The organism is Paenibacillus sp. OK060 (assembly GCF_900101205.1).
Classification (GTDB): Bacteria; Bacillota; Bacilli; order Paenibacillales; family Paenibacillaceae; genus Paenibacillus; species Paenibacillus marchantiae.
Genome location: NZ_FNFR01000002.1, coordinates 629,433 through 641,272 on the forward strand (window position 1 = coordinate 629,433; position 11,840 = coordinate 641,272).

At 45.3% G+C, this 11,840-nt stretch carries 9 protein-coding genes; 2 read left to right on the top strand and 7 right to left on the bottom strand.

The window, feature by feature from the left end:
- Positions 1-170: 170 nt before the first annotated feature.
- On the top strand, positions 171-1,091 hold the full coding sequence (locus tag BLS14_RS09050; protein WP_090951184.1) for an ArsR/SmtB family transcription factor: 921 nt from the start codon (positions 171-173) through the stop codon (positions 1,089-1,091).
- 42 nt (positions 1,092-1,133) lie between these two features.
- The gene (locus BLS14_RS09055) at positions 1,134-1,898 is read left to right on the top strand and encodes an HAD family hydrolase (protein WP_072733280.1); all 765 of its coding nucleotides are present in this window, start codon (positions 1,134-1,136) and stop codon (positions 1,896-1,898) included.
- Positions 1,899-1,985: 87 nt separating this feature from the next.
- Here BLS14_RS09055 and BLS14_RS09060 read toward each other — a convergent pair whose 3' ends face one another.
- The 7 genes from BLS14_RS09060 to BLS14_RS09090 form a co-directional block, all read right to left on the bottom strand.
- Positions 1,986-4,334: a type IA DNA topoisomerase gene (locus BLS14_RS09060; protein ID WP_090951186.1), complete on the bottom strand. Its 2,349-nt coding sequence runs from the start codon at positions 4,332-4,334 to the stop codon at positions 1,986-1,988.
- Positions 4,335-4,459: 125 nt separating this feature from the next.
- The gene (locus tag BLS14_RS09065) at positions 4,460-4,927 is read right to left on the bottom strand and encodes a ferric iron uptake transcriptional regulator (protein ID WP_024633997.1); all 468 of its coding nucleotides are present in this window, start codon (positions 4,925-4,927) and stop codon (positions 4,460-4,462) included.
- A 303-nt stretch (positions 4,928-5,230) separates the two neighbouring features.
- Positions 5,231-6,718 (bottom strand): glutamate synthase subunit beta, encoded by a 1,488-nt coding sequence (locus BLS14_RS09070; protein WP_090951189.1) that lies wholly within the window; start codon positions 6,716-6,718, stop codon positions 5,231-5,233.
- A gap of 625 nt (positions 6,719-7,343) precedes the next feature.
- A complete protein-coding gene (locus tag BLS14_RS09075; RefSeq protein ID WP_072733281.1) occupies positions 7,344-7,832 on the bottom strand; it encodes a dihydrofolate reductase in 489 nt (162 codons plus the stop codon).
- 29 nt (positions 7,833-7,861) lie between these two features.
- A complete protein-coding gene (gene thyA / locus BLS14_RS09080) occupies positions 7,862-8,656 on the bottom strand; it encodes a thymidylate synthase (RefSeq protein ID WP_063562828.1) in 795 nt (264 codons plus the stop codon).
- Between the two features lie 294 nt (positions 8,657-8,950).
- On the bottom strand, positions 8,951-10,366 hold the full coding sequence (gene lpdA, locus BLS14_RS09085) for a dihydrolipoyl dehydrogenase (RefSeq protein WP_063562829.1): 1,416 nt from the start codon (positions 10,364-10,366) through the stop codon (positions 8,951-8,953).
- 3 nt (positions 10,367-10,369) lie between these two features.
- The gene (locus BLS14_RS09090) at positions 10,370-11,683 is read right to left on the bottom strand and encodes a dihydrolipoamide acetyltransferase family protein (protein WP_090951192.1); all 1,314 of its coding nucleotides are present in this window, start codon (positions 11,681-11,683) and stop codon (positions 10,370-10,372) included.
- Between the last annotated feature and the right edge of the window lie 157 nt (positions 11,684-11,840).

Below are 11,840 nucleotides of genomic sequence, written 5' to 3' on the forward strand. Positions count from 1 at the left end.
ATCACTGACGACCTTTCGCATGTTATAACTATTCTATTGATCATGTATGGTTACGCCAGGCGTTTTGCCCTGGACTTGAACATTATAGTGGACAACGCCCTGCAAAACAAGCCATAATAGTACTTAAGTCGCTGCGTACATTTAGATGTGACGGGAGGATTCTGCATCATATGGCTTATCATGTTAAAATCGATGTTTCACCGATATATGAAATGCTCAACAGCTTTTTGGTATATGTAACGAAGAAGTGGATTCAACATCTGGATGTTGGCCCTGAATGGATCATTGAGGTGGAAGGCAAACTAAGTTCCAATGTTCGAGCAGCGCTCGCACCTGCTGCCACCTGGCCTTTTGATGACTTTGATGTATTATTTGCATGGGCGGCCTATCGGAACACTTCTAATGAGAATATTGATTTTCTGGATATGCTTGCTGGACTAACAGCCGAAGAGCTGTTCGCACGCGTATCTGTTCTGCTACCCCATCTTACAATAGAAGAATCTACACGTATTCGGGATAGCTATGTGCCACTTTTGCGACTCTGGGATCAGCATTACTGCCAGAATATGAGTGAGGATTATCGTACCTGGCTGGAGGAAGAAGCTGAAGAGAAACGCGTACTGCTTGAAAAAATGGGGCCTGAACTCCTTATTGAATACGCTACTGCGGGTGTTCTGGTTGAACCGATGCCTGGACTGGATGAAGTTATCCTGTTTCCAACCGTCCACAACCGCCCCATTAATATGTACTGCTTCTATGAGGGCATGATGATCATGCAGTATCCTGTAGACGCACCCGAAGAGGATGAAGACCAACCACCAACCTGTCTGCTTCGTTTCACACATGCCCTAGCTGATCCGGAAAGACTCCGTCTTCTACGCTACGTGTCAGGTGAACCGAAGTCACTCGCTGAGATGTGTGAGGAGCTGGGTAAAGACGAGGATATGGTTAAAGATCAGGTTATGGCACTGCGCATCGCCGGACTGCTGCGAACCCATCTGCTCGGCAGTAATCGCAAAGAGAAATACAGTATTCGACCAGATGGCGTATCTGAATTGAATATGTTCCTGGAATCTTATATTCGCATATAAAATATGAACAACTGTGCTGCTGCTGCAAGGAGTGAATTGGATATGAAAATAATAAAACAACATATTTTGTTTGATCTAGATGATACACTCGTGTATTGCAATAAATATTTCAACCTAGTGCTAGGTGAATTCTTCGAGAACATGCAGGAGTGGTTTGATGGACATGCCCTAACGGTTCAACAAATTAGGGAGAAGCAGCTAGAGATTGATGTAACCGGGGTCAATAAATTGGGATTTGCAAGTCACCATTTCCCGCAATCCCTTATTGATACCTACCGTTACTTCTCCCAGAAGTTCTCAAAGCCAACCTCTCATCAAGAAGAGTCTTACCTCACCAAATTGGGAATGAGTGTATATGACCAAGAGGTTGAACCTTATCCTCATATGGTCGAAACGCTGGAGAATCTTAAATCAGCTGGACATGCCCTCTACCTGTATACAGGTGGAGAAACCGTAATTCAGCAGCGGAAGATTGACCAGATGAAGCTCTCGGCTTATTTCGATGACCGGATCTACATTCGGCAACATAAGAACATTGAAGCGCTCGAAGGCATTCTTTCAACTGGACCGTTTGAACGTCGTGCAACTTGGATGATTGGAAACTCACTGCGCACAGACATCATGCCAGCAGTGACGGCCGGCATCCATAGCATATATATCAAACAGCCGAACGAATGGCAATACAACATGGTTGAGCTTCAACCTAATCCAGAGACATCGATGTATACCATCACCGCCCTGGAAGAGGTTCCGAAGGTCATCCATGAAAATATACAACAGCAGCAACAAAAAAGGACCCTTGGATAAGGGTCCTTTTCTTATTTAATTCTAATAGGATTTGGCGCTGGTATATCAGCCTTCACGTTCTTCTTTCTGCTTTTACATCCAATAAACTTATGCATCCTGCTTTTCCGCAGATAGTTTGCCGGTTACCTTATCTTGCAAAATAATACGTGCCTTCACCGTACTTCCGTCTTTTCGTTTAAAAGCCAGTACCTGAGTACTGCCCTTTTCAATCAACGCTTTTAACATCGTACTGGTTATTTTCTTGCCGACGTACTCTTTCCATATGACAAAGCCGCAGCCTTCCTTAAACCTTGTACAGCCATAACCTTTTTTTCCTTCAATAATCTGACCGGTGCAACCCGGTGATGGACAGGATGCCAGCGTTTCACGAACGCCCGGTTGACTGGAAGTCGAAGTTCGCGTTTGTGCCGTTGAGTTCGCAACACTGCCATTTCTGGATGACGCTCCCGACGCTTGACGTGAAGGCTTCGAACCTGCAATGGTACTTGAGCCAGTACCTGATGTCTTGGTAGAAGTAGTTCTAGTGCTGGTTCTCTGGGTTTTGGCTCCTTTGCCTTTACCCCGTCCCCCACGTGTGTCTTCCCCAAAAGCATCCGCTGGTGCGGGTGCCTGCACACGTACTTTATCAATAATGGACATCGTAAATTTTTTGACATTCTCCATAAACTTGTCCTGGCCCGCTTCACCTTTGGAAATTTGGTACAGTCTTCTTTCCCATTGGCCCGTCATTTCAGGAGAAGTTAACAGATCTACGCCTGCCTTACGAATTAGCTCGATAGCTGTCCGACCCTTCAACGTCAATTGCATCTTTTTACCCTGCATCGTAATGTAACCCACGTTTTTGAGTCGTTCGATCGTTGCCGCACGAGTCGCAGGTGTACCTAGTCCACTGTCCTTCATAGCATCACGGAGCTCTTCATTCTCGATCTGTTTCCCTGCACTCTCCATTGCTTTTAGCAACGTTCCCTCAGTATAACTCTTGGGAGGCTGTGTCGCCTTCTCCTTGAATTCACTCTTGGTACATTGAACAGGCAATTCAGGTTGAACGGCAAAGGCCTTGTCCGTCCATTCCTCTGCTTCCTCTTCTTCGTTGCTGTTTTTCTTTGTCTTTTTCTTGCCTGTCTGCTCCTGATCCGAAGTTCCCAGTACCACCTTCCACCCCAGTGACAGCAGTTCTTTCACAGATGTCTTGAACTGGTGCTTCTCAACATCAGTGAGCACGGTATGCTGCTTATACTCTGCTGGCGGATAGAAATGAGATAAGAAACGTCTTACGATCAGATCATAGATATTCTGTTCATCCTTGGATAACGTACCCGGTCGTTTTAATGTAGGCAGAATTGCATGGTGATCCTCAACTCTGGATGGGTTACATACACCCTTGTTACCTTTATGAACAAGTTCAGGTTTCGCTCCTTGCGCCAGTTCACTATAAGGTCCATTTTTAAGCAGATTCAGCGTTTTGTGCATACCTTCAATATTCTGTTCCGTAACATAGTTTGAATTGGTCCGTGGATAAGAGATCACTTTATGTTTCTCGTAAAGCGCCTGTGCAATATCCAACGTTTTCTTCGCTCCATATCCATACTTGGCATTTGCTTCACGCTGCAAAAGGGTCAGGTCATACAACCGGTATGGATACTCCTTGGTCTGTTTTGCTTCGTACTTGGTAATTTGTCCCGTCTTTCCCTTCACACTGGTCGCAATCGATTCAGCAACGGCGGGGTCGGTCAGCTTGTCTCCTTGACGTAATCCCCTGTACTCCACTCCTTCCTGACGAAACCAAGCGGCTACTTCATAAAAGGTCTGGGACTGGAACGCTTCAATCTCGATTTCCCGATCATAGATCAAGGCCAGTACCGGAGTCTGCACCCGGCCTACAGAGAGCAAGGCATTATGTCGAGTAGTGAAAGCCCGGGATGCATTCATGCCAATCAGCCAATCCGCTTCACTACGAGCCCTGGCAGCATGGGTCAAATTCTCAAATTCGGAGGCATCTTTCAAACCGTCAAAACCACGTTTAATACTCTCAGCGGTCAGGTCCGATATCCACAGACGTTTGACAGGCTGACGCAGCTTCAACTGTTGTTGAATTAAGGCAAAAATATACTGTCCCTCTCGCCCTGCATCACAAGCATTAACGATGGCCGATGCCCTTTTTGCAAGTTCTCCGATCATTTTCAGTTGATCTTTCGTTCTGGGGTTGGGTACAATCTTGAACTGATCCGGAATGATCGGCAGGTCGCCGATATTCCAGCGCTTGTACTTTGAATCATAGGCATCCGGTTCAGCAAGTCCCAATAGATGACCAATCGCCCAGGTGATAATGTAATGCTCACCTTCCAAATAATTGCGATTGTTCTTGGCTCTTGGTTCTATGACGGCGGCAATGGTTCGGCCCATGTCGGGCTTTTCCGCAATAACCAGTGTCTTCATCCGTCCATCTCTCCTCCTTCACCGTCCAGATGACGGCAAAAAGGGGCCTTCCGCCCACGGAAGCCCCTTGCTTCTGAAACTTATTATATCAGATTTTGGTTGCGGGAGCATCCTCCCCATTGGATTTACCCTGCTGCCTGTTCATTCAAAGCCTGCTTCGCTCTGCACTCTTTGCATACGCCCTGAAAATCAAGACGATGGTCTGTAACGGCAAAGCCGTACTGACGCTCGATTTGTTGTTCCAAACGAAGCAAGCCATCCTCCATGATCTCTTCTACAGTGCCACACTCTGTGCAAATCAAATGATGATGGTGATGTGAGCCATCCGTACTTCGCAGGTCGAAGCGCGCAGCACCGTCCCCAAAGTTAATCTTTTCTACGACCTGTAGGTCACTAAGCAGTTCAAGCGTACGATATACCGTAGCCAAGCCAATCTCGGGGAATTGTTCCTTGACTAGCAGAAACACTTCCTCTGCGCTAAAATGATCCTTCTCATGCTCAAGTAACACACGTACCGTAACTTCTCGTTGCTGTGTCAGCTTATACCCTTTTGCAACCAACTGTTTTTTAATGTCATCAATCTGTTCTGAAATGGATTTGTCCCGGTTACTTGCCATAAAGATTGCACCTCCGGATATTATAATTTCACAATTCGTTTAGTTTTTAATTAAGTGTCATTACGTTTCTTATTTATAATCATTATAATGTAATAATAAATCTTTATGAGATAAAAAGCAATGCTATACCTCACAGTTGTCTAAAATAATTGTAGCTGAACGTCTCATGTTATCTTAAAAACAACAAAAAACCCCCGCTAATTGCGAGAGTTTTATTGAATCAGTTATATATTTTATTAAAAAATTGCAAATCCATATACATATACGGCTCATTATTCTTTATACGAGAACTGTAGCACCCATCAAGTATTTGTCCACTTCACGGGCAGCTTCACGGCCTTCATTAATTGCCCATACAACCAGACTTTGACCACGGCGCATGTCACCTGCTGCAAATACTTTATCCACATTGGTATTGTATTTGCCGTAACGTGCCTTAACATTGGTACGACGGTCTGTTGCAAGTCCGAGTTGCTCCACAAGAGTCTGTTCCGGTCCGTCAAAACCGATAGCAATCATGGCCATTTGAGCTGGGAAGACGCGCTCTGTACCCGGAATCGGCTGATAGATCTTACGTCCCGTCTCATCTACAATACGCTCGATTTGAACGGTGTGAAGTTCTTTGAGATTACCCTCGTCGTCACCCACAAATTTGGTCGTCATGATGGAGAACTCACGCGGATCGTCACCGAACAATGCTTTCGCTTCTTCCTGTGCATAATCAAGAGTATATACGTTCGGGAATTGCGGCCAAGGGTTGTTAATACGATCCCGTTCCATAGGAGCCTGAGTATGTGTGCCAAATTGTGTAATGCTCCGACAACCATGACGAAGTGATGTAGCTACACAGTCGGAACCCGTATCCCCGCCACCGATGACGATAACATCCTTGTCCTGTGCTGACAGGTAGTTACCATCCTCAAGGTTGGAGTCCAGGTAACTTTTGATGCTGCCATTCAGGAAATCCATGGCGTAATGTACGCCTTTCAAGTCACTGCCTTCAATGTTAAACTCACGTGGTTTGGTTGCACCGCCGCACAGGACAACCGCATCATAATCATCCACCAGTTGCTGCGCAGCAATATCTTTACCGATCTCCGTGTTTGTTACAAATTGAATACCTTCTGCTTCCAACAAATCAACACGACGCTGAATGACGTTTTTGTCCAATTTCATCGTAGGGATACCATACATCAGCAAACCGCCGACACGGTCGGAGCGCTCGTATACGGTCACTGAGTGACCTGCTTTGTTCAACTGAGCTGCCGTAGCCAGTCCTGCAGGACCTGAACCTACAACTGCTACACGTTTACCCGTACGTTTCTCCGGAGGTTGGGGAACGACCCATCCTTCTTCAAAACCCTTTTCAATAATGGCTTCTTCAATCGTTTTGATGGTTACAGGTTCACCGATCAGTCCCACTGTACATGACCCTTCACAAGGAGCAGGACAGACACGACCTGTAAACTCAGGGAAATTATTCGTTTTGTGCAGACGATCAAGCGCCTCTCTCCACAAACCACGATACACCAGATTATTCCATTCTGGAATCAGGTTATGCACAGGGCAGCCCGACGTTCCGCCAGTCATATCTATACCTGTATGGCAATACGGGGTACCACAATCCATGCATCGTGCACCTTGTGTTCTGAGCTCTTCTTCAGCCATATGTTTATGAAACTCTTCCCAATCCTTAACCCGCTCCGCTGGTTGGCGGTCCGCAGGCAGCTGCCGTTTGTATTCCATAAATCCAGTAGGTGTAGACATCTTACGTTTTCCCCCATCCGTTCTTGTCTTAATCCCTTCATCTGCATGGTTCTATATGAAATGGATTACTCATGTTTGAGTTTTTGTATATTGTATCACAAAATCTTCTCGAAGATATTTCAATTATAGTAGCACTTTGCATGATGAATATTAAATGGATTATCCGAATAATTATTTGTATTTTATACATCATATCGTCCAAGTCTACCCATGGTCAATACCCTTAAAATGGTTATTTCTAAGGTTTGGCTGTACAAAACCAGGCGTTTAATTGATGAAAAAACGGACGAAACGTCATTTAAATGTGAGGTAATTTGTCATTAAAAACAACAATTTATGCTGTTTTAGGCTGCCAAATCCGAACAATAACTGATTTTAGGGCTTTACAACGGTGAATTCCCACAATTTTTATACTTTTTTACCACAGAGTGATTAAGGGGATATGTATTGCATTCATTTTTTCGTTATTTTTACGTCATATTTATGTCATTTATATGTTAATTCGTATTTATTTCATTCTATTTCTAAAAGAAAAGACGCTGTTCACGAATATTTCGCAAATCAGCGCCCCTATACTTCGTAAATAGCATATGTTTGGGCTCTTCTACTTCATCTTATGACCCTTTTACCGTTTTCGTTCGTAGAACTCAAACGTATATGCATAAACATTTTTTTCATCTTGCTCGCCTTCGATCTGTTCTGTTAGCTCCCACTCCGACCAATCCACATCCGGGAAAAAAGTATCCCCCTCAAAATTCTCATGGATTTTGGTCACCACCAGACGATCTGCGAGCGGCAAAAACTCACGATAGACCTGGGAACCGCCAATGACGCAGAGCTCTTCGCCTTTTGTAACTTCCAGACCCTCTTCAATTGTATGCACCACTTCAGCCTGATTCGCTTGGTAGTTCAGATCTCTTGTTACAACAATATTCCGACGTTGCGGAAGCGGCTTGCCTCCAAAGGACTCCCATGTGTTACGTCCCATAATAATCGTTTTGTTCAACGTACGTTGCTTGAAAAAGGCCATATCTTTAGGCAAACGCCACGGAATGGAATTATTCAATCCAATGACACCATTCTCGCCCATCGCCCATACAAGTTCAATGCTCAAGATTTCACACTCCTTCAATCCGTGTCTGTTTATACGGCAATCGGGGCTTTAATACCCGGATGATGCTGATAGTTCTCAAACTCAAAATCATCAAACGTATAATCGAAAATGGAATCCGGCTTGCGCTTGATTACCAATTTAGGCAACGCGAACGGTTCACGCTCCAACTGCGTTTTCACTTGTTCCACATGGTTCGAGTAGATATGAACGTCCCCACCGGACCAGATGAACTCTCCCACTTCAAGATCACACTGCTGCGCAATCATATGTGTCAGCAGCGCATAGCTGGCAATGTTAAATGGCAACCCGAGGAACGTATCTACAGAACGCATGGTAAGCATACACGATAGTTTACCCTCAGCCACATAGAACTGAAACGCGAAATGACAAGGAGGCAATTTCATGTTGTTAATCTCCGCCACATTCCAGGCACTAACGAGGTGACGCCGTGAATCTGGATTATTCTTGATCGAATCAATAACGGCAGCAATCTGATCGATCTTCTCCCCGTTTGGTGCTTCCCAAGTACGCCATTGTGATCCATATACCGGACCTAGGTCGCCATTCTCGTCAGCCCAATCGTCCCAGATCTTCACGCCGTTTTCCTTGAGATAGGATATATTCGTATCCCCGCTCAAAAACCACAACAACTCATGAATGACTGATTTCAGATGGATTCGCTTAGTTGTTACCAGCGGGAACCCTTCGGATAGGTCGTATCTGAGCTGTCTGCCAAATACCGACTGTGTTCCAGTTCCGGTGCGATCTCCCTTATGCACGCCAGTATCCAAGATATCCTGTAATAAATCGAGATAGTTTTTCAAATTATATTCCCCTCGCACTTCTAATTTCATAGCAATAAAAACAAACAAGAACATTCACACAACTGGTGTTTGCTCCAATTTGCCTTATTTTAAAAAAAACAGCATCGACCTAAGCCCTCCGCTGTCATATTGGTTGTTACAGTGTACCACATTAAGCTTCTGATTGCATGATTCTTTAACAAGATCTCGCTTTAGGTGTTCACATAAAAAAAAGGGACAGACAACGCTGTAACACGTTATCCATCCCTTCTTGATTTACGTATAATGCCGGACGAATCCGAAGCTTAGACGATATTAGCGGGAAATGATGTGGATCGGGTGACCCATAACCAGTTCCGCAGCTTCCATCACGATTTCGCCCAAAGTAGGGTGAGCGTGAATAGTCAGCGCCAAATCTTCCAAAGTCGCACCCATTTCAATTGCGAGTCCAAGCTCAGCAATCAGGTTGGAAGCTTCCAGACCTACGATTTGAGTACCCAGTACAAGACCTGTTTCTTCGTCAGCTACGATTTTCACGAAGCCTTCAGCGTGGTTCAAAGATACAGCACGGCCATTACCCGCATAAGGGAATTTGCCAGCTTTTACTTTGTAGCCTTTTTCTTTTGCTTCTTTCTCAGTGTAACCTACGCTGGAGCACTCAGGATCTGTGAACACAACTGCAGGCATACATTTGTAGTCAACTACAGATGGTTGTCCTGCGATCGCTTCAGCAGCCACTTTACCTTCATAAGAAGCTTTGTGGGCAAGTGCCAGACCGGATACGATATCACCGATTGCAAAGATGTGAGGAATGCTAGTACGGCCTTGGTGATCAACTTTAACGAAGCCACGCTCGTCAACGTCTACGCCAATCAGGTCCAGACCAAGCTCTCCGTCTGTATTTGGACGACGTCCAACAGTAACCAGAAGGTAATCTGCAGTTACTTCTTTGGATTCACCATTTACGGAATATTTAACAGTTACATCTTTATCCGTTTGCTCAGCACTTTCAGCTTTTGCACCCGTTACGATTTCGATGCCTGTTTTCTTCATGTTTTTAGCTACGAGGCTAGTCATGTCTTTATCGAAACCTGGCAGTACAGTATCCAAACCTTCGATAATTGTTACTTTAGCACCGAATTTGGAGTACATTTGACCAAGCTCAGCACCGATATAACCGCCACCGATAACGATCATGCTTTTTGGAACTTCAGGCAAGTTCAGAGCTTCTGTCGAAGACAGAATGCGTCCGCCAAACGGGAAAGGTTTCAGTTCGATTGGACGGGAACCTGTTGCAATGATTGCATTTTTGAATTTGTAACGTGGAGACTCGTGATCGTTAAATACACGAGCTTCGTTTTCGTTAATGAACATGCACTCACCGTTGAAAACTTCAACTTTGTTGCCTTTGAGCAAACCAGCTACGCCGCCAGTCATTTTCTTAACAACGCCGTTTTTGAATTCTTGAGTTTTGCTGAAGTCCACTTTTACGTTCTCAGCAGAGATACCAAAAGCTTCGCCGTGCAATGCAGACTCATATTGGTGTGCAGCCGAGATCAGGGCTTTGGATGGAATACATCCGCGGTTCAAACAAACGCCACCCAGTTCGGATTTGTCTACGATCAATACGCTTTGGCCCAGTTGAGCAGCACGGATGGCAGCTACATAGCCACCAGGACCCGCACCAATTACTAATGTGTCGATATTGAGAGAAGCGTCGCCTACTACCATATCTTACACCTCCATAACAAGCAGCTCAGGGTTAGCGAGCAGCTGTTTAATGTAGTTCATAAAGTTTTGTGCTGTTGCGCCATCGATGATACGGTGGTCAAAGCTCAGGGAAAGAGCCATTACAGGTGCTGCAACAACTTCGCCATTTTTAATAACGGCTTTTTCGCTGATGCGTCCAGTTCCGAGAATTGCAACTTCAGGGAAGTTGATGATCGGAGTGAAGAACATACCGCCAGCAGAACCGATGTTACTGATGGAGATTGTGCTTCCTCTCATTTCGTTCGCGCTCAATTTGCCATCGCGGCCACGAGCTGCCAGATCACGAATGGAATCAGCGATCATCCAGATGGATTTACGATCAGCATCTTTGATAACAGGAACGATCAAGCCGTTGTCTGTATCTGTAGCGATACCGATGTTGTAGTATTTTTTGTATACAATTTCATTAGCTTCTTCATCAATCATAGCGTTCAATGCTGGGAACTCACGGGAAGCAGCAACCAGAGCTTTAACGATGAATGGCAGATAAGTTACTTTTGTACCTTTTTTCTCAGCGATAGGTTTCATGCGAGTACGGAAAGCAACCAGTTCAGTTACGTCCACTTCGTCCATGATTGTAACGTGAGGAGCTGTGTAAGCCGATTTAACCATCGCATTGGAGATCGCTTTACGGATACCTTTGAATGGTACGCGCTCTTCTTCCACACGTTGATCAGCTGCAGCAGCTGCTGGTGCTGCGGATTTTTTCTCTTCTTGAGCCGGAGCTTCGGAAGATGCCGCTGCGGAAGAACCGCCACCGTTTTTGAAGGATTCAACATCTTCTTTGGTAACTTTACCGTTGTTGCCAGTACCGTTAACTTGAGCGATGTCTACGCCTTGTTCGCGAGCAAATTTACGCACGCTTGGTGTTGCCAGAACGTCTTTGGCAGGTACTGCCGGAACGCTGTTGTTTCCGCCTTCTTTAGCTGCATCCGAGCTGGAAGCTGCTGCGGAAGAACCGCTTATGTCAGCTCCACCTTGAGCTGCATCTTTTTCTTGTTCGCCTGCAGGAGCGTCGTCTTGCTCTGGAAGCTCACCTTCAGCGTCGATGATTGCAACAACTTCGCCAACGTGGCAAACTTGGCCATCTTTTGCGAATACTTCTGTTACTGTGCCGTTAACCGGACAAGGTACTTCAACGACCGCTTTGTCATTCTGTACTTCCATGATGATGTCGTCGTCAGTTACTTTGTCACCGACTTTGATGTGCATCTTGATGATTTCGCCTTCGTGAAGGCCTTCGCCCAGTTCAGGGAATTTGTATTCAAATTTAGCCAACTGAAAAACCTCCTTGATTATGTCTCAATCCTGAAAACAACCCTTAACTCCAAGAAACAACCGTTACTGCTAATGCAATAAACTGTTACTCAAGGGGCTAATGGCTGTTTACAGTGCAGCTTGCGCTGCGGTGTGGATCACCATACTGCGCCTTGCG